Origin of the sequence: Petrotoga sp. 9PW.55.5.1 (genome assembly GCF_003265365.1) — a bacterium.
Classification (GTDB): Bacteria; Thermotogota; Thermotogae; order Petrotogales; family Petrotogaceae; genus Petrotoga.
Genome location: NZ_AUPM01000029.1, coordinates 36,710 through 57,043, shown reverse-complemented (window position 1 = coordinate 57,043; position 20,334 = coordinate 36,710). Strand labels below are relative to the sequence as shown.

Annotated in this window: 17 protein-coding genes; 7 read left to right on the top strand and 10 right to left on the bottom strand. The window is 30.3% G+C overall.

Annotation, left to right across the window (positions count from 1 at the left end; all coding sequences use genetic code 11):
* Positions 1–8: 8 nt before the first annotated feature.
* The 5 genes from PW5551_RS04270 to ftsH all read right to left on the bottom strand — a co-directional run bounded on the left by PW5551_RS04270 (position 9) and on the right by ftsH (position 7,065).
* Entirely contained in the window at positions 9–2,339 is a 2,331-nt protein-coding gene (locus PW5551_RS04270; protein ID WP_158526134.1) for an RND family transporter, read from the bottom strand.
* 524 nt (positions 2,340–2,863) lie between these two features.
* Positions 2,864–3,547, bottom strand: a complete 684-nt coding sequence (locus tag PW5551_RS04260) for a hypothetical protein (RefSeq protein ID WP_113074562.1) — start codon at positions 3,545–3,547, stop codon at positions 2,864–2,866.
* A gap of 1 nt (position 3,548) precedes the next feature.
* On the bottom strand, positions 3,549–4,829 hold the full coding sequence (locus PW5551_RS04255; RefSeq protein ID WP_113074561.1) for a S41 family peptidase: 1,281 nt from the start codon (positions 4,827–4,829) through the stop codon (positions 3,549–3,551).
* 41 nt (positions 4,830–4,870) lie between these two features.
* Complete coding sequence (locus PW5551_RS04250) at positions 4,871–5,140, bottom strand: metal-sensitive transcriptional regulator (protein ID WP_113074560.1); 270 nt, start codon at positions 5,138–5,140, stop codon at positions 4,871–4,873.
* A gap of 32 nt (positions 5,141–5,172) precedes the next feature.
* Positions 5,173–7,065: an ATP-dependent zinc metalloprotease FtsH gene (ftsH, locus tag PW5551_RS04245; RefSeq protein ID WP_113074559.1), complete on the bottom strand. Its 1,893-nt coding sequence runs from the start codon at positions 7,063–7,065 to the stop codon at positions 5,173–5,175.
* 309 nt (positions 7,066–7,374) lie between these two features.
* Between ftsH and PW5551_RS04240 the strand changes: the two genes are divergently transcribed.
* The 6 genes from PW5551_RS04240 to PW5551_RS04215 are packed head-to-tail and all read left to right on the top strand — an operon-like array spanning position 7,375 to position 13,821.
* Positions 7,375–8,376 carry a TolC family protein gene (locus PW5551_RS04240; RefSeq protein WP_113074558.1) on the top strand — a complete coding sequence of 334 codons (1,002 nt, stop codon included), beginning with the start codon at positions 7,375–7,377 and terminating at the stop codon, positions 8,374–8,376.
* Positions 8,373–9,719, top strand: coding sequence for a TolC family protein (locus PW5551_RS04235; RefSeq protein ID WP_113074557.1), 1,347 nt, complete (start codon positions 8,373–8,375; stop codon positions 9,717–9,719). The genes PW5551_RS04240 and PW5551_RS04235 overlap by 4 nt, the downstream gene beginning before the upstream one ends.
* Entirely contained in the window at positions 9,716–10,795 is a 1,080-nt protein-coding gene (locus tag PW5551_RS04230; protein ID WP_113074556.1) for an efflux RND transporter periplasmic adaptor subunit, read from the top strand. Before PW5551_RS04235 ends, PW5551_RS04230 begins: the two co-directional genes overlap by 4 nt.
* Positions 10,792–11,490 carry an ABC transporter ATP-binding protein gene (locus tag PW5551_RS04225; RefSeq protein WP_370445906.1) on the top strand — a complete coding sequence of 233 codons (699 nt, stop codon included), beginning with the start codon at positions 10,792–10,794 and terminating at the stop codon, positions 11,488–11,490. Before PW5551_RS04230 ends, PW5551_RS04225 begins: the two co-directional genes overlap by 4 nt.
* A complete protein-coding gene (locus tag PW5551_RS04220) occupies positions 11,477–12,685 on the top strand; it encodes an ABC transporter permease (protein WP_158526133.1) in 1,209 nt (402 codons plus the stop codon). The genes PW5551_RS04225 and PW5551_RS04220 overlap by 14 nt, the downstream gene beginning before the upstream one ends.
* A gap of 5 nt (positions 12,686–12,690) precedes the next feature.
* Positions 12,691–13,821 (top strand): hypothetical protein, encoded by a 1,131-nt coding sequence (locus PW5551_RS04215; RefSeq protein WP_113074553.1) that lies wholly within the window; start codon positions 12,691–12,693, stop codon positions 13,819–13,821.
* A 5-nt stretch (positions 13,822–13,826) separates the two neighbouring features.
* Here the strand turns inward: PW5551_RS04215 and PW5551_RS04210 are convergent, their stop codons facing one another.
* Genes PW5551_RS04210 through PW5551_RS04190 form a run of 5 tightly spaced genes read right to left on the bottom strand, consistent with a single transcriptional unit; the run spans position 13,827 to position 17,813 of the window.
* A complete protein-coding gene (locus tag PW5551_RS04210) occupies positions 13,827–14,300 on the bottom strand; it encodes a metallophosphoesterase family protein (RefSeq protein WP_158526132.1) in 474 nt (157 codons plus the stop codon).
* A gap of 37 nt (positions 14,301–14,337) precedes the next feature.
* Positions 14,338–15,390, bottom strand: a complete 1,053-nt coding sequence (gene mtnA / locus PW5551_RS04205; RefSeq protein WP_113074551.1) for an S-methyl-5-thioribose-1-phosphate isomerase — start codon at positions 15,388–15,390, stop codon at positions 14,338–14,340.
* Between the two features lie 20 nt (positions 15,391–15,410).
* Positions 15,411–16,214, bottom strand: coding sequence for a protein-glutamate O-methyltransferase CheR (locus tag PW5551_RS04200; RefSeq protein ID WP_233488431.1), 804 nt, complete (start codon positions 16,212–16,214; stop codon positions 15,411–15,413).
* A 30-nt stretch (positions 16,215–16,244) separates the two neighbouring features.
* Entirely contained in the window at positions 16,245–17,000 is a 756-nt protein-coding gene (locus tag PW5551_RS04195; protein ID WP_113074549.1) for a hypothetical protein, read from the bottom strand.
* 57 nt (positions 17,001–17,057) lie between these two features.
* A complete protein-coding gene (locus PW5551_RS04190) occupies positions 17,058–17,813 on the bottom strand; it encodes a YebC/PmpR family DNA-binding transcriptional regulator (protein ID WP_113074548.1) in 756 nt (251 codons plus the stop codon).
* 456 nt (positions 17,814–18,269) lie between these two features.
* On the opposite strand from PW5551_RS04190, the gene PW5551_RS04185 reads away from it, so the two are divergent.
* Complete coding sequence (locus PW5551_RS04185; RefSeq protein WP_146738325.1) at positions 18,270–20,252, top strand: transglycosylase domain-containing protein; 1,983 nt, start codon at positions 18,270–18,272, stop codon at positions 20,250–20,252.
* Positions 20,253–20,334 lie beyond the last annotated feature (82 nt).

The window sequence follows — 20,334 nt, the reverse complement described above, 5'->3', positions numbered from 1 at the left end:
TGAACTAACTAATCAGTCTTTTTTTTACCTCTCCAAAATTTCCTGAGAATTTCTCTATTTACTATAAATATGATTGTTGTGAATAGCCAAGTAAAACCTAAAGACATGGACATAGTTAAGCTGAATTCTTTTAGTAGGTCTCCTCTTGAGACTTGAAAACTTAAAAAGGATAATGTAGTGGTTATAAGAGAAAATGTAATAGATTTCAAAGAATTCCAGAAGTTCATTTTATTTTCACTGAAAGTATGGTATAGGTGGAGAAATCCATCTATACCAATTCCAAAAATTAACGGAAAGGTTAGTACTGTGACAAAAGTTGCTCTTATCCCAATTAAATAAGATACACCAAATGTTGATAAGACTGACAAGATTAAACTTAACATAGCTTCGGAAGGTTGTATAACGTTTTTTCTTACTATTGCAGTTGTTCCCCATATAAAAACGAATGAAAGCAGTAGGGGGATATAAAATCGGTTTCTGACCATTTCCATAATCTTGTATGTAGCTTTAGGAAGCCCCATTATTCTTTCGGTTTTTTCCTCACCAAGTGCATCAAAAAATTTTTTTATGCCGTTATCTTCCCATAAAGTAAACTTTGGAGTTATCTCCAAAACAAGATAATCATATCCATCTTTTTGGACAAGAAAATTATTCCTAAGGTCTTCAGGTAAAATATTCAAAGTGTTAAGGGTAAAATGGTAAAGATCGGAAGATCTCGCAGCGGCATCTATTAACTTTAAACTATCTGAGTAAAGATTGTATTTATTTAAAATAGATATTATAATTGGATTATTGATTACCTGTGAAAAACCCTCTAATTGACTTTTTATAATTGGGAAATCCCCGATGTTCTCTCTAATAATATCAGGTAAACTACTTACAGATTTCACAACGCCGGTATCCATCAATTCTTTTTTTGTTTTCTCCAAATCTTCATCAACTCTTAAAAGGTAATGCATTGTATCAAAAGAAGCAGTTCCAAAATGCGATAAAACCTCTTCTCCGATTTTTACAGATTCTGCTTCCGAAGAAATTAGTCCAGGTGGAGTATATGAAAAGTTAATATAATTAAATATTCCAATGACGCTAAAGATTAAAACAACAGGAGCTATAACAATAAAAATGATCTTAGAATTTTGCGAAATTTTGTGAGGAAGAGTTTTAAAAAAATTGTTTATTTTAAAGGATAAAGAACCAAATTTAATCTTATTTTTAAACATGTAAACTAAAGCAGGGACAAAAAAAGACATAACTAAAAAGAATATTATTAATCCTATAGAACTAACAATTGCAAGCTCATTGAAAGCTGGTAAGCCCATGAATAAAAGAGTTAAAAAAACAAGAATAGTTGTGATCATACCTAGAAATATTGGTGAAATAACTCCTTTGTATGTAGAAGTAAGTGCAGAAATAAAATCTTCCTCTTCTTCCATATGTTTTGAAAATCTTGTTATTATATGAATACCATAATCTATACCCAAACCTAATGTTATAGCCATGACAAAAGAAGTAACGATATTAAGTTCTTGAAAAGTTAGAGTTATAAATCCTAGTGTCAACAAAGTGGATACAAGTAATCCAATCAAAACAATAAAGGATAGAGTGAAGTTTCCAAAAGCGAAAGCAAAAAGAATAGTTATAAGAATTATAGAAAGAACTGTCGTCCTTGTGAAGTCTTCCATTACCGTTTTATTGGATTCATAAGCTCCTATGTATGAATTAGTAAGTCCCGTACGAATATTGTAATTATTTTCTATATTTTTCAAAATCGATTTTACCCTTGGAACAATGTAATTTACATATTCTAAATTACTAGCCGGTTCATTGAAAGTGAGCCCCATGATCATAATTCTTCTATCTGGAGAAAGTGCGTAATAAGAACTTACTGGATCAGAACTATCTCCTTCCTCCAAAACTTGTTCTAATGAATAGATACTATCAATAAAATTATCAATTTGTTCAAAGATTTTAAAATCGTAAGTGAAATTTCCTGTAAGATTGTTAGTTAAGTTTTGAATGTTTTCATAGATTTCATACAAAATATCGGTCTGGCTTAAATTAATAATCCCATAAGAGAACAAAAAAGAGAGATCAGTCTGTATGAAAGTAGAAAAGGTACTCTCTTGAAGCATTTGTTCAGAAAAAGCTTTTGCAATTTGATGTGGATCTGATTCTTCATTTAAAAAAAAAGCGGCCACCATTACATCGGAATCTTCTAATAATAAAAGTTCCTTTTGAAGTTCTATAACTATTTCTGAATCTTGAGGCATTATTTCTAATAAATCAGAATTAACTCGCAGTTGGGTTGAAATAATTCCAAAAAAGACTGTGAAAATCATGACCAAAATTATCAAATAAAGAGAATTTCTAACTATAAAATTTGCAAGTTTTGAAAAAAAAATTGTTATATTTTCTCACAGTAACCACCAAATCAAGAATAAATCAAATGCAGTGCCCACTATTAACGAATGATAATTCTTCTCTCCAATATCGATGTAACTTCTCAAAATAATGATCCACAATATAGAAAAATTAAAGAATAACTTTCCTAATAAACCTATTATCATAGGCGAAGTTGAAGAAATATAAGAAAAATATAGATTATTGTTAGAGGAAAAAATTATTCTGATTCCTGAACTAAGGTATGAAAAAAACAAAACAAATAAGACAAATTTGATTCTGAATATATCAAAATGTCCTATATCTAATAGTTGCATCTTTGTTAGAAAAATTGGTGAAAATACGTAAAAACCAAGAATAAAAAGCGGAATAAAGAACGAGTTTTTTGTTGAATTAATAATCTTATTTGGAGATACAAATGAATTAAAGAAATCCAAAAAGATATCAGTCATTATTTCACCTATTAAAAGCTATAAACTAAAATAGAGTTATCAACCTTAAGGTTTTGTTCCTTCAATATATCAAAAAGTGGTTGTATATTGGTAATGTTTAAAATCTCTTCATCTATCAGAACTCCTCCGAATTGATGAAGAGTATTTAAAATATCGCTATTAAATGAATATGGGCGATAATTTTCTTTGGTATATAAATTATAGCTTGATTCAAGGATGTTTATAATTTCATCGCTATATTCATCGATACTTAAAAGGCCTATTCTTGGAGTGAGCTCAATATATATGTTCTTAGTCATTAATTGATAATATGTTAGATTCAAGCCAAAGAACTCGTATTCATTATTAGATTCAATAAAATCAATATTCATTGAAACAATTAGATTTCTTAAATCGTTATAATTTTTTTTATTCAAAGGTTTAACTATTAATAAATTATCCGTCAAATTATATTCTATATTTCCAACAAAAAAATTTTTATCAATAATGTAACTACTAACTGTTGAAATATTTTTAATATCTTTTAATTGTGTATCTAAATAAGAAATATCATAATTAGAATTTCTCACATTAAATTTGGGAGATTTTTCTAAAGAATAAGCATTAATTTCTAAACGACCAAATGAAAAATATAAAATGAATGAAGCAACGAAAAAAACCAAAAAAGAAAGTAATACCCATCCATAAAAGCGCACCTTATTTACCTCCCGATAAAAAATCAACAGCAGCTTTTAATTGTAAATCATTATCTAAATCCAGAACAGGTTTATCAGTAGTTGTTAAAAACGCTTGAAATGCTTCCTCTTCTGAAATTTCATCGAAAGAAACAATTTCTTTAACAGGGTTCTTAACTTCAATATCTGGAGCTATACCTTTTAAATGTATGTCGCTTCCATTCGGAGTAAGATATTGAGCAATAGGTAACCAAATTTCTCCCCCAGTAGTTAAAGAAAATGTAGACTGAACGGCTGCTTTTCCGTATGTTGTTTCTCCGATAATAGTTGCCACATTGTTGTCTTTTAGTGCGCCAGTAAAAATTTCCGAAGCTGATGCTGAAGCATTATTTACCAAAACTACAATAGGTAAATCTCTCAAAAAAGCATTATACTTACCAGGTATAGTGGAAATAGTTTCTTTAGTATTGTCAAAGTACGAAACGCTAACTATCTCGCCTGTTTTCAAAAACATTGAAGTGATATCTATTGCTGCTTGCAACAAACCTCCTGGATTGTTCCTAAGATCTAAAATGAGTCCATTTATACTTTTTGTTGATAAACTTTCCAAAGCTTCACTCATTTCTTGAGAACTTGATTTTGCAAAATTAGTTAAAAGTATGTAGCCATAAGTTTCATTGTTATAACTAATAATATCGTGTTTTACTGTTCTAGTCTCAATAATCTCTCTGATTAATGTCACATTTTTTGGTTCATTCCATGAGCCCCTATAAACTTCTAAAGTTACCGCTGTGCCGGGGTCACCTCTCATTAAAGAAGCAGCCTTATTTATTCCTAATTCAGAGGTAGGAGTTCCATCCACAGATAAAATGTAATCATTGGGCATTAATCCTGCTCTTTCTGCCGGAGTACCGCTCATAGGGGAAACAATCACTACAGCTTTTGCATCGTAGTCATATCTTATAGTTAAACCTATACCTCCGTATTTAGCTTCTATATCAATTCTACTTTCTTCAGTTTCAACAGAATCAAGATACCAAGCAAATGGATCCTCCAAACCTTGAATCATGCCTTCAATAGTAGAGTCTAATATTTTATCATAATCTATTTTGTCTTTATTATAATAATAATTAGTAATATAGTAAAGAACTGAATAAATCGGTTCTTCAAATTTTTCATAGTATATTTGCTCGGCATTTTTGTTTTGATAACTATTGTAAACACTGTCTGCAAAAATCCAGGAAGTAATAAATAAACCAAAAATTACTATTATCGATATTAATTTCTTTTTCTTTTTACTCATATATGCTTCTCTCCTTAATAATATGTTTTAATAAAAACGAATCATATTTCTCTGAATTTTGATAAAACCTCAATCAACTCATCAAGCATTTTATCATTACCACTTTTTTCGTACTCAATAATACAACTTTTAGTATAACCCCTCATAATTTCTTCTGCTGCTTTATTTAGCGCTCCTTTTACAGCAGACAATTGAGTTAATATATCTTCACATCTTCTTTCTTCTTCTAACATCTTTTGCAAACCCCGAACTTGTCCTTCAATTCGTTTTAAACGATTTATCAGATTTTCTTTGTCGTTTTTGTTAACCATGTAAAACACCTCTTAATTAAGAAATATATACATTAAGCATAAGATGTAAAAATCTCTGTTTGAGTAACTTCTTTATCATTATATACATAATTTTTTAAATCTTCCAAATCCATTTTCATCATCTTATAGAATTCTTTTCCTGAAATATTTTCTTTGTTGTATAAATAAATTGCTAGTAAGTCAAGTTTTTCTTTGTTAGCTAATAATAATTTCTTAGCTTTTTCATAACTATTAAGAATAAAGTTTTTTATTTCAGAATCTATTTCTCTGGCTGTTTCTTGGGAAAAGTTCTTCATTCTTGTGATTTCTCTCCCTAAGAATATTTCACCTTCTTCTTCCCCCCAAGCAATAGGTCCAATCTTTTCGCTCATACCCATTTGAGCAACCATTTCCCTAACCAATTCAGTTACCCTTTTTAAATCATTACCTGCACCAGTAGTAATTTCATTAAATATTATTTCTTCAGCAGCTCTTCCTCCAAGCATACCAACGATTTTATCTTTAATTTCAGGTTCTGTTATTAAAAATCTATCTTCTGTTGGAAGTTGCATTGTATAACCAAGTGCGGCTTGTCCTCTAGGTACTATGGTGATTTTGTGAACGGGATCAGCATATGGAAGCAAATATCCTAATACTGCATGTCCTAATTCATGATAAGTAACGATCTTTCTCTCTTTTTCACTAATCTTTCTAGATTTTCTTGATGGTCCAACTATTACTCTTTCTATTGCCTCTTGAAAATCATCATTTGAAATAAAATCTCTATCATCTCTGGCTGCTAAAAGGGCGGCCTCATTAACCATGTTTTCAAGATCTGCCCCAACAAATCCAGGTGTACTTTTTGCTAAGCTTGAAATATCTAAATCGTTAGATATTCTTTTCCCTTTCAAATGAATTTTAATAATCTCTTCTCTTGCTTTCAAATCCGGTACATCAAGGAATATCTTTTTGTCAAACCTTCCAGGTCTAAGCAAAGCTTTATCTAATATATCAGGTCTATTAGTTGCGGCCATAACTACAATTCCCTCTCTGGGATCAAAACCATCCATTTCAACCAATAAAGCATTTAAAGTTTGCTCTCTTTCATCATTACCTCCGCCAAGTCCTGCTCCTCTTTGTCTCCCTACTGCATCTAATTCATCGATAAAAATTATAGACGGACTATTTTCTCTTGCTTCTTTAAAAAGATCTCTTACTCTAGCTGCTCCAACTCCAACAAATAACTCTACGAAGTCCGAACCAGACATGAAATAGAAAGGAACACCCGCTTCCCCAGCAACCGCTCTTGCCACTAAAGTTTTACCTGTACCGGGAGGGCCAGATAAGAGAACCCCCTTGGGCATTTTTGCACCTAAAGCACTGAAATCTTTTGGATCTTTCAAAAATTCAACAATATCTTCTAATTCTTCCTTTACTTCGTCTATACCAGCCACATCGTTAAAGGTGATCTTGTTTCTTCTTGTATCATACTTTTTAGCTGGACTGCTCCTATAATTAGAACCTGGAATACCTTCACCAGTTCCAGCTTTTCTAAACATCCAGAACCAAAAAACCATCATTATTACCAATGGAAGCATGTAAATAAATATTGTAAACCACCAACTAGTACCGCTGTTTCTAACATATTCGACTTTTACTCCATCGTTAGCTAAAGCTCTTAAGTAAGCCTGGTCATACAACAAAGTGGGAGCATATGATTGAAAAATTTGCCCATTTTTAGCTTTTGCATTAATTAAACCACTTGTATCTAATTGAAGGCTTATTATCTGATTTTGATTTATTAAATTAACTAAATTCGTGTAACTTATTTCGGTTACACTAGTAGTATTCAATTGAGAAATACTCATAAAAATAAGCATAGCTAATATAAAATATATAAATAAAGGTCCCATCAAAGAACCGTTTCTTGAAGAATTGTTTTGCATATAAACCTCCTCATTCTAAAAAAATTATAGAAATTTTATACTATATTCAAATATATTCTATAACATTATAATCAAATATGCAAACTTTATTTTTTTACCTAGAAAATTTGAAACGTAAATAAGATAAAATTCATATTAAGATAACATTTATCAAATCTTTAATCGGCAACATTAATCTAATTAGATATAATACAGTTTTCCTATTAAAAAAAAGAATATTTTTTGTTAAAGGTCTATTTTTAAGGAAGATTTAAGAAAAAAAAGTTAAAATCGTGTTTGTTATAAAATGAAAAAGAGGAGGATGAAAACATGAAAAAGTTTTCATTATTAGGTGTTACCTTACTATTAGTTGTTGGGGTATTTTCAGCAAACTTAACAGAGGTGTTTGATACATCAAAGGCAAATAGCACTATATATAAAACAGCACAAGCGGATCTTGAAATTACTAATCTTGATTATGAAAAATCAAAGATAGAAGCAGTGAACAAAAAGGCAGAATTAGCATCAGAACTTGCCTTTTACAATGGACTTTCAAGTTACAATACCTCAATGAAAGATTATTACTCAGATATTTTGGATCGTGTTTTGAATGTTTATATTGAAGAAGTAAATTTGAAAATCGCTAATTTACAACTTAAAAATGCTCAAATTGATTACAATAATAATAAGGCTTTGTACGATAGAGGGTTAATTTCTAACGACGGTCTTAAAAACTCTGAATTGAACGTAAAAGACGCACAAACTAACTTAGAAACTGTACAATTGAATTTAGAAACAGCCCTGGATAATTTGAAAAAAGTATATAACAAAGATTATAAACAAATAGAATTAAAAATCCCTGAATATGAAGGATTATTTGTAACTGATGAAGAATATTTAGCCAAAAATTATAATTTAAAGTTAGTTTCTTTGAATGTAGAAATGTCTCAATACGATTTAAATAATTTGCCATACAATGTTTCTCAATACGATAGACGAAAAGCAGAAGTTACACATCAAAAAAATCTTTTAACATTAGAAGATTTACAATATACCCTTGTTGATGCTCATAAAACCACAAAAAACACAATAGAAACTCTCTACAAAACTCTACAAAATCTGAAAGAAAGAATGGATTTATCTCAAAGCACATACAACGATACAAAAGAACGATTCGATAAGGGATTAGTATCTGAGATAGAATTAAATACAGCAAATATAAATTACTTAACAGCTCAAAAAAATTATTATGATAGTTTAAAGAATTATATTAAAGTTTATATAAACTACCTAATAGATACAGGAAGGAGCCCTGAGGAGGTAGGATTGTGAAAAAATTTTTGATTTTAACGCTCAGCCTACTTACAGGAGCTTTAATGTTGTATGCCACGACTTTCGAAGAGTTATATAATGAAAATTTAAATAAAAGTTCGTCGCTTGCACAAGCTGAGTTAAATTTAAAAAATGAAAAGATAAAAATGGAAAAGATAGACAATTTTTTTGTGCCTTATTTGAGCTTGTCTGTTGATACGATTAAAACAGAAATAAATCCAACTACAGGAAAACCAATAACAATTGGAGGTCTTGTCTTTGATAAAGATGGGGGGATAGAAGGATATAGTTTTGCATTGAATACAAATTTCGTAGAGGTTTGGGGAGCAAGTTTAGCGCTTTCATTTCCTTTTCAAATAATTTTTGATGACTTTGATGTACAATTCCCTTGGGATGAAGACTTACAAAAGCAGATATCTTTAATCCTCTCTCGTGATTTAACAAAATTAGACCGGGTAGATAGGTTAAACACACAGGCAAGTTATTATAATGCGCTTTCAAATTATTATATGGCTCAAATGAATGTTTTTATCGATACTATTCAAGACATATTCAGCAGGTATTACAATCAAGAAATGATAGAGTTATCACAACGGGAATTAGAGATATTACATAATCAGTATCAAGCGGCTACAGACGAGGATCTTAAGGAAAGCATAGAAAAGCAGATTCTGATCGCTCAAAAAACGTTAGAAGGTTTAAAATCAAGTAATGCAAGTTTAGAATATTTTGAGTATTCAGAAGAACTATATAACCAAACAAAAGATATAGTAGAAAGCATAGTAAATTCGAATCAGAGTTATTCAAAAAACATAGAAGAAAGGTTAGATTTAAAAGCTTTGAAACTACAAGAAGAAGCATCAAATATCCAAAAGAACTTTTGGTTTATACCTTATATACCATTTAATAATGTAAGTTTGTCTTTTTCTCCTTTTAATGATGATAATGACTGGAGTATAAGTGTGGGATTTCAGTTGGCTATATTAGATAAAGGAGAAAGAAAACTAGCATCTGATACAATGAAATCAAATGTAGCAACGTTGACGTATGATGAAAGTGTAAAAAAGATAGAAGAAACTGTTAGAGGTCTTGAAACTAATACCAAGACGTTGAATTATGATTTGAATATAAATCAAATTGATTTAGATAATGCTTTGGATGAATACAACAAAAATGTAGATTTATACAATAAGGGATATATAACAAAGGAAGATTTAGATATGTCTGAAATCAATTTACAAAGAACTCAACTTACAAAAGAGAATACAGAAAATAATTTGTTGGTGAACGAATTAAGAATCATGCAGCAATATTATGTACAAATATGGGGTGATGAAAATTGAAAAAAAGAAGAAAGATAACGATAGGCTCGATAGTAATAATAGCAATAGTTGTTGTTATATGGATAGTAATATTTCCAACTGGTAATACTACACAAACAAATCAATCGAGTGGAATTCCTCCTGTATATTTAGAATACCAAGTAAAATCAGGAGAAATAGGAGATTCTATAGAAGTTGTAGGGAATATAAAAGCGGAAATTGAGTTAGTTATTCCAAAAGTATCAGGAGAAGTAGTAGAAGTATATGTTGAAAAGGGAGACAAAGTACAAAAGGGCCAAGTTATAGCAAAGATAGATGATCTTGATTATCAGATAGCGTATTTAAATGCGCTGAATGATTATGAGTCTTCAACGAATATAGGAGAAAGGATGCAAGAAGTAAAGCGATTACAGTTAGAAAAGGCCAGAAAGAACTTGGAAAACACCGAAATAAAAGCACCGGTGTCAGGTATAGTTAACGAAGTGAATATTTCCGAAGGTGATCTGGTTGGTACAAATTCTGTCTTATTTACAATAGTTGATGTTAATAATTTGAAAGTAACAACAGCTGTTGATGAAATAGATCTGCCTTTTGTAGAAGAAGGAATGGAGGCTCAAATTTCAATTGACTCAATGAATACGGAGTTAGCTGGAAAAGTTAGTTGGATTAGTTCAACCTCTACAACAGATATGGGGGTCGTAGTTGTACCGATAGAAATCGAATTTACAAACGAACATTCTCAAAACTCTTTAATTTCTGGGATAACCGCAGATGTAGAGATAGTAATATTAAGATTAGAGAATACAGTTGCAATTCCTAAGGACGCCATTCATGATGGACCTGACGGAACTAAAATTGTTTACAAAAAAACAGCAGAAGGTGGGATGGAACCTGTCAGAGTTCAGACAGGAAGAGAAACAGATAGCATGGTCGAAGTGGTTGAAGGTCTTTCAACAAAAGATGTTGTTTTGATTTTACCCTCTCAATCTGACTTGCAAAGAATAATGCAAAATTATAATTTCCCTATGGGATTTCCTATGCCAACTTCGGGGGTTCCTTCTAATCCTTCACCAGGTTTTGGAAGAGGTGGATTTTGATGTCAGTAATGGAATTAAAAGATATATGGAAGATATACGATATGGGAGAAGTAAAAGTCGAAGCGCTTAAAGGAGTTTCTTTTGATGTTGAAAATGGGGAATATGCAATTATAATAGGTCCATCTGGAAGTGGTAAATCTACATTGTTGCAAATACTGGGATGCTTAGATAAACCCTCAAAAGGGGAAATTTTCATTGAAAATGTTGAAGTTTCAAAGATGAAAGATGGAGATTTGGCGAAGGTAAGAAATAAGAGAATAGGCTTTGTATTTCAAAGTTTCAACTTATTACCAAAATTAAGTGCTGTTGAGAATGTAGAATTACCTTTAATATATTCAGGAATTCCCCCCAAAAAAAGAAGAGAAATAGCCAAAGAGCAGCTGGAATTGGTAGGTCTTGGAAATAGATTGGATCACAGACCTACGCAGCTTTCTGGAGGGCAACAACAAAGAGTTGCAATAGCAAGGGCTTTGGCTAATGATCCTTCATTTCTTTTAGCAGATGAACCTACAGGAAATTTAGATACTAAAAGTGGCGAAGAAATATTGGAAATATTTAAGAAGTTGAACGATATGGGTAAAACTTTAGTGGTTGTTACACACGATATGAGGATGTTAGATGAAGGATCAAAAATTGTAAGACTTTTAGATGGTAAGATTCAGTCTATAGAGGTGAATGCAGTTGGAAATACTTAAAGAGACAATAAGATCTTTACTTTCTAATAAATTAAGGACCTTTCTTTCGATGCTTGGAATAATAATTGGTGTAGGGGCAGTTATGACAATTATATCAATAGGAGACGGTGCAAGAGCCGAAATTAATAATACAGTATCTTCCTTAGGTTCTAATATTATAATGGTTTCGTCTCAAGCATATTCTAGATTTGCTGCACAACCTTTGGAATTTCAAGACGCTATAAATATTCAAAATATGGTTCCAGGAGTTCAAAACGCTACCGGTGTTTTAAACTCAAATCTTACGGTAGAAAGGGACGGAAAAACCACTTCGGCATCAGTATTTGGTGTTTTCCCTAATTTTTTTGATATAATGAATTTGGAAATAGCTTATGGCCGGCGAATAGATGAATCAGATGCGGAACAATTAAGATCTACGGTTGTTGTTGGCTATAATATTGCTGATAAAATATTTGGAAGGCAAGATGTTGTGGGAGAAAGAATTAATGTCATACAAAGCGGAAGCTCTGGAAGTAGAAAAATATCTTTTGAAGTAGTTGGGGTAATAAAAAAGACGGGAAGTAGGCTTTTATTCAATGTAGATAATATGGTTATAATTCCTCATAATGTTGCTGACACAAGGTTGTTTCATATGAATGGAAGAACTAGTCAATTATTTGTGTCTGCAGTGGATGAAAAATCTGCCGATTTGGCAACAATGGGTGTTGATTTCTATTTATATAGGAAATTTCAAGACGAAGATAAATACAATATATTAAGTCAGGATGCGATTTTAGAAGCAGTAAATCAAATAACCGGAATTATGAATGTAATACTTGTTGGTATAGCTGCAATTTCTCTTGTAGTTGGTGGAATTGGTATAATGAATATTATGTTGGTATCGGTAAAAGAAAGAACTAGAGAAATAGGTATAAAAATGGCAATAGGAGCTACAAGACGCAGAATACTTCTTGAATTTTTAGTAGAGAGTGTAATTTTAACTATAGTAGCTGGTATAATAGGTATGATATTAGGCGGATTACTGTCAAGTCTAATCGCTTATTTTGGTAGAGCATTTGGATTAAACGCTTTGATAACTTGGAAATCTATAGTCCTATCTTTTGGGATCTCTGCAGCTATAGGTTTGTTTTTTGGAATTTATCCAGCTAACCAAGCCTCCAAATTAAGCCCTGTTGAAGCCTTAAGGTATGAATAAAGAAGGTGTTTATCTTAGAAGAAATATATTTTCCAAAATCCTTTTTTTGGGGAGTAAAATCTACATTATCTTTATTTGATGAGAAAAATGTTAATATTTCAACTGAAGAAAAAATAATAAATCTTCAGAAAGATTTATTAAGAGAGCTATCTTTAATTGATAAGATAGCTCTTAATTCTTTCTTTTTTAGCATAGATTCCGAATTGTTATTTTCCGACGTTTCTACTTGTTCAAAAATTTATAACAACTTTATCAAAGAACTTTATAAAAGAGAAATTGAACCTTTTATAAATCTTATAAATCCAGAATGGTTTTTAAGCTTTAATATAGACATTTTCGAAGATGAAGATACTAGGAAAATTCTGTTAGACAATTTGGAGAAATTTCTGAGTAGTTTAGATTCAAGAGTTCAATATTATTCTATTTGGAAAGAACCATATAATCTTATTTATAATAGCAATAAAAGTAATTCTGATGAGATTATTGATTTAGACAAGATAATCGATATATATAATAAAATTGTTCAAGTAATTAAAAGAGTTAATTCTTTTGCTAAAGTTTCAATATGCAAGGAAATTGATATAAATAGAAATAATTCTATAGATTTTAATTTTATCAATGAAATTGTAAAAAGTAGTAAGCAGAAAGATTCTTCATCTTTTGTTATTAAAGACAATAAGTTAGATTTTGTTGAGTTTGATTTTGGTGACCATTCAAAGAATGGCGATGAATATAATACGTTGATAAGCAACCTTAAAAAAACAGAGTTAGAAAAAGAAAACAAAACTAATGAAAACTCTCCAGAGAAAATTATAGAAAAATTTTCTGAGTTATACGACTTACCAATAATTATTAGTGATAGTATAGAAGAAAGCCTGGATGAGAGTTTGAAATCCAGGCAATTAATAGAAAGATTATATAAAATTAGTAAACTATTAAAAAATAACTCTAAAATTCTGGGATTTTCTTATAATTCTTTGATAGATCATCCTTTGGCTAATCATCAGGTGGCAAAAGGTATATATGAAAAAAATTTTAAAAATGATTACGTGACTTTAAGAAGTATTGGAAAGGTTTATTCAAATATTGTTAAGAGAAATTGTATTTATGAAAATTATTTAAAATATATAGAATAACAAGTTCAAATATTGAAAAAATTTATATTCAAAGAGTTTTTCTCATCTTCAAAAATTATTTCTGCATAATATCCTTCACAGAATGCTCCAGGATTAAAAACAATCGTATCTTCAATTTCTAGTTTTTCTTGATAATGTGAGTGTCCAAAAATCATAATATCTAATTTTTTCTTAAAATAATTCAAAAGTTTACTTGGGACAGCAGGCCCCGTTTGATGACCATGAATAAGTCCTATTTTCTTATCAAACAATTCTAAAGTAACCTTTTCTGGGAGTTTATTTTTTATATAAAAATCATCCATGTTTCCATAAACAGCTTGAAGAATAGGTTTTTGATTCTCTAAATACTCTAACACCTCTATTTTTGCTATATCTCCAAGCAAAAATATCTGATCATAAGTGTTAATATTTAATTTATTTAGAGTTTGAATATTTAATTTAATAGGAATATGTAAATCGCTTATCACAAGTATTTTCAAGGTAAAATCACACCTCAAAATATTATTAATTTAGAACTCATTTAAAAAGTTCTAATATATTTTTTTCATATGGGGATCTTATTACCTTTTTTTCAGTGATTATTGCAGTAACTAAATCGTTTGGAGTTACATCAAAAGCTGGGTTATAAACATTCACTTCTTCTGGAACTAAACGTGTTTTATGGCAATATCTGACTTCATTGCTGTTTCTTTCTTCGATAGGTATTTCATCTCCATTTTTTGTTTCAATATCAATAGTTGAAAGTGGTGCTGCTACATAAAAAGGAATACCGTGCCTTTTGGCAAGAACTGCTACAGAATAAGTTCCTATTTTATTTGCAACATCACCATTTTTTGCAATTCTATCCGCTCCAACTATTACAGCGTTTATCTTTCCTTGTTTCATAACCCAACCTGCCATATTATCGGATATTAAAGTGGTTTTAATACCGCTTTTCATTAATTCCCAAACGGTTAATCTTGCACCTTGAAGGTAAGGTCTTGTTTCATCAGCGTAGACTTTTATATTTTTCCCATTTTCAACGGCGGCTCTAATAACTCCTAAAGCTGTTCCATAATCCACTGTTGCTAATGCCCCAGCATTACAGTGGGTTAAAACAGTATCACCGTCATTTAAAAGAGCTTCACCGTTTTTCCCAATTTTTTTGTTTATTTCGATATCTTCATATGCGATTTTTAGGGCTTCATCTTCTAATAATTTAGTAACCTCATTTATTGTTTTATTGTTTATATTTTCTTTTAAAACTTTCTCCATTCTATTTAAGGCCCAAAATAAATTAACCGCTGTAGGTCGGGTTTTTGATAAAATTTCTTTGGTTTTTTCTAAGTTTTTTAAGAAGAGTTTTTTGTCTAAGATATTAATAAATTCTTTGGCCCCAAGTACAAAACCAAATGCAGCTGTTGCACCTATTGCGGGAGCTCCTCTTACTACCATATCTTTAATAGAAACAGCAACGTCTTGAAAATTCTTACATTCTATGTATTTTTCTTCTAGAGGTAAGTATCTTTGATCAATTAATATTAGACTTTTTCCTGTCCATTCCATCGTCATAGTTTTTATGTTTTCCATTTCTTTTCCTCCTTGGGAACTTAGTTTTTTCTATAAAAAAAGGGCGCAATAGATATTAAATGAAAATCTTTTGGATTAAAAATTCTTTCAGTTGACCCAACAAATAAAACTCCATTTTTTTTGAGGGCATCACCAAATTTTTTGTACAATTTATCTTTAGCCTCTGTATCAAAATAAATAACTACATTTCTACATACAATTAAATCAAAATTACTTTCAAAATTATCTAAAAGTAGGTTTATTTGTTTGAAATTAACCCTTTTTCTTATGAAATCCTTGATTTGGTAGTTGCCATTTTCTAACTTGTTAAAGTATTTTTGTTTAAAAGAATCGTTTAAATTAATTAAGGTTTTTTGGTCATAAATTCCCTCTTTTGCCTTTTTCAATGCCCCTTCGTCAAAATCCGCAGCTATTATTGTCGATTTGTTGAGATTTCCCATTTCATTTAATAAAATTGCAATTGTATAAGGTTCCTCACCAGTGGAACATCCCGCACTCCAAATTTTTAAATTTCCCATACTTTCTTTAATTAAATCAGGTAGAATTTCTTTTTTTAAATATTCCCATTTTTCAGGATTTCTAAAAAATTCAGTAACGTTGATAGTAAGCTTGTCTAAAAATTCTTCCCATATGTCTTTGTGGGTTTTTAATAAATCGAAATACTCTGAATAAGAAGTAACCCTATGTTTTCTTAATAGAAGGTCTGTTCTTCTTCTTACTCTATGCTGTTTATAACCAGTTAGATCAAGATTAAAATGTTTTATTAGTTTTTTTAAGAAAAGTTCGTAATCATTATCATCAAAAGGGGACGAATAAAATTCCACGATTTTTCCTCCGTTTTTTTATTAATCATTTTAATTCCTTAAAATATTTAGGTAAAAGGAAATGCCCAGTCCCAAGTTCGAATAAGTGAGAAACAGATTTTTATTAATAGGTACTCTGAAATAGAAATTCTCTTTGTTTTTTTCGAAAAAAATAGAGTTAACTATTAAAAGACCTGTGTCAGCATGATATTCTAATGAGTACTCTGAATTAAAAATATAAACACTTTCTAAAGTCTTATTGTTTAAAGAAAATAACAAATCTCCTACTCTAAAATAATATTCTAATTCTTGGTAAAAGCCTAAAGAAAAACCTAACTTATTCGAAGAGCTAAGGGATAGAGAAAATCTATAATCTGAGATATCAGATATTTTAGCCCAAAAAGACGCGCCTAAAAATCCTTCTTGAAAAACAATTCCTAATGTTGGTTCATCAAAAGTCATTACAAGAAAATCATCAAGAATCATAGTAAAGCCATTGTAATTATTAATTAAGAAATAAGGATCATTTCTTTCAGCAGGGTTTCTATAAGAGAATTCAAAACCAGCTTGGTCAAAACTAAAATATCTGACTATATCTTCAACTCCCGAAAACAACACTTTGTTAGGCAAGATTGCAAAATCAAAATTTAATTTTGATTCATAAACATCTTCTAGTTTCAAATCAAAGATTAATTTATTTTTAAAGGAGGGGTTGAAATCACTAATAAGATATATCTTTGATTCTTCCCCAAAGGAAAAAACACTTATCAAAAAAAAACAGATTAAAAAAAAGGAGAATTTTTTCATTTTTATTTTCCCCTCTAAGTAATTTAAAACGGGGACTCTTTGTCCCCATTTATCAACTTAAAGATTGGCAGCTAATCTTTCCATAACTTCGTCATCTATTTCGTAGTTCCCAAAAACTTCTTGAACGTCATCCATATCGTCTAAGGCATTAAGGAGTTTCAATAATTTTTCTGCGTCTTCTTCTGGTAATTTAACAGAGGTTTTTGGCAAAAATGCAAGATTTTCTGATACAGTGAAGCCAGCCTCTTTTAGAGTACTTCTGACTTGAGTTAGATTTTCAGGAGCTGTTACTATTTCTATTGGATCCGTATTTTCATTTAAATCCTCTGCTCCCGAATCAATTACCATCATCATTAATTCATCAATATCTTCCACTTCTTCTTTTGGTACAGTAATTAAACCTTTTCTTTCAAAATTCCAAGAAACAGCACCTGATTCAGCTAAAGAACCTCCCCACTTTGAAAGAACATGTCTAACCTCTTGGGCAGCTCTATTTTTGTTATCAGTAACAACAGAAATTAAAAGGGCTACTCCACCGGGGCCATAGGCTTCATACATTATTTCACTGAGTTCTTCACCTTCTAACTCTCCTGTTCCTTTCTTAATAGCAGATTCTATTTTATCTTTTGGCATGTTAGCGGCTTTTGCATTTTCTATAGCTGTTCTCAAACGAGGATTAGATTCTGGATCACCGCCACCCTCTCTTGCAGCAATAGTCAATTCCCTTATCAGTTTTGTAAACATTTGAGATCTTTTTGCATCTTGAGCGCTTTTCCTGTGTTTAATATTTGCCCACTTATTATGTCCTGACATAATATTCAACCTCCTAAAAACATACAATTAAATTAAATATTTTTTCTAGTATAAACTTCAAACAGAAACTATTATACGTTTGAGTATTACATCCTTATTTTTGTTCTTTGTCAATATAATTAACTTTTTTTGGCTTTATCCTAAACAAAAAGAACAGTTTATGTATACTCTTAATTTCAAACAATGGATAATAAAGTATAGAACTATATATTCTAGATTCAGAATTTTCTAATCATATTTTATCACAGATTTAGAAAAAATATCATTGAAATATGGTATGATATTTTTTAGTCTATTATCTTTATTACACTAAATAAATGAAAGAATTATGTATAATAGTTCTGGAGGCGGTTTTTATTAGGAGCTTTGCTGTCGGTTTCATTACAGGTATTTCAATTTTTTTTATTAATATTTTTTTATATATATAATTATTATAATAACTCTTTTTCTATATTTTTGGTAGATTCCAACTACAACACTTATTTATTTGATAACCAAGAAGTTATTTTACCAACTAAATATAAATATGTCAAATTAGAAGATATACCTGTGGAGATGTTATATTTTTTGTTATGGTCAGAGGATAGAGAGTTCTATGAACACAATGGAATAAATATAAAGGCTATGACAAGGGCGGCTTTAACAAACATAAGAAATTTATCTATTGTTCAGGGAGGAAGTACGTTAACTCAGCAACTAGCAAAAACTGTATATTTAACCAATGAGAGATCTTATAAAAGAAAGATAATGGATATAATGCTCGCTTTTTTTCTTGAAAGGTCATACACTAAAGAAGAAATATTGGAAGCCTATGTAAACAGCGTCTATCTAGGAAACGATATATCAGGTGTGGGAGCAGCCTCACAAAGATATTATGGCAAAGAAGTAAAAGATTTGAGTTACGCAGAAATGTTTATTCTAATTGGAATAATAAACGGACCAGAAATATTTAATCCGTACAGATATCCAGAAAGAGCAAAAGAACAAGGGTTAATTGTTTTAAACTCTTTACCTGATAAAAATATCTTTATTGAAAATACTGAGGAAATAAAAAAAGAAATCGAAAACATAAGTTTTGATCCACCTCCCTATAAAGATAAATATTTGAATCTGGTTTACAAAGTGAAAGCGGAAGAACAGAGTCTTGGTTTAACTGGAGGTGGATACACAGTAAAAACTACTATCAACAAAGGAATTTATGATTCAGTTACTTTGGATTCGGATTCTTCTGCACTTTTGATAAATAACAAAACTGGTGAAATCTTGAGTTTTTGGGGCGGAGAATACGATGTTTTTTATTCTAACCAATTAATAGGCTCAGCAATAAAACCTTTTTATTATCTCTTAGCCCTTGAAAAAGGATACAATAAAGATACAAAATTACCTGATCAGCCTATGAAATTCGGAGATTGGGAACCTCAGAATTTTGATAAAACCTTTAGAGGAACAGTTACTTTAGAAGAAGCTTTAATTGATTCAATTAATATTCCTTCTATTTATTTAGCAATGCATATAGATATTTCCCCACAAAAATCTATTGAAAGTATAAAAAATTTCTTAGTGTCTGATGTAGGATTAAAAGGTAATTATCCAGATGATTTGACTATTTCTTTGGGGACTGTAGAAACAAACCCTTATGAGTTAACAAAGGCTTACACCATTTTTCCGAATTATGGTCTTATACCTGAAACTTATATTATTTCGGAAGTTTATGATAGAAAAGGGAATTTAATATATAAAAGGTATCCCAAAATTGAAAACAGAATCACCGACATATCTAACCAAGCCTTCTCAGAAATAAATAATCTTTTAAGAAGAGTTGTTTTGGAAGGAACTGGTAGAAGAGCAAATATAGTAGATTTAGATTTACACGGTAAAACAGGAACTTCTGATTTATCAGCTTGGTTTATTGGATATACAGGAAGCGAAAGTTTATCAACGATGGTTAAGGGAGAAGATTTATTATCTTCATCAAATGCGGTTCCTATAGCTAGAGATATAGCCACTTCAATATTGTATTTTGGACATAAAGATGAAGTGTATGTTTATCTAAGTTTAGATGCCTTGCAACAAAAGGTTTCATTTTTTGATAATCCTATAGAATTCATATCAACTGGGAGTGAAGTAATTACTTATCTAAACTCTATAAAATTTGATTATTCTTTCAAGGAGTTAGAAATGAAAGTCAATGATGCTCTCCAAGAGATTAAGTATTTTTATCCAGACGTAGTAGAGGAAATAGAACAATGGAAAACAAACAATTTAATAGACTTTTTTGAGGATCCGTATGGTTTTATACAAAATGGCTATGATTTAGAAAATTATTTGAAAACTCTTTCTTTAGACATAGAACAAGAAGAAAAATTAAAAAATATATATCAACAGATTAAATTCGTATATCCTGATCAGGCAAGAATTTTGGAAAAATTCATTAATTAACGCCTTACTACATTATTTTTTTAAAATTTACAAATAATTAATGTTTCGAGATTATTTAAATGGTAAAATAGGCAATTGGATT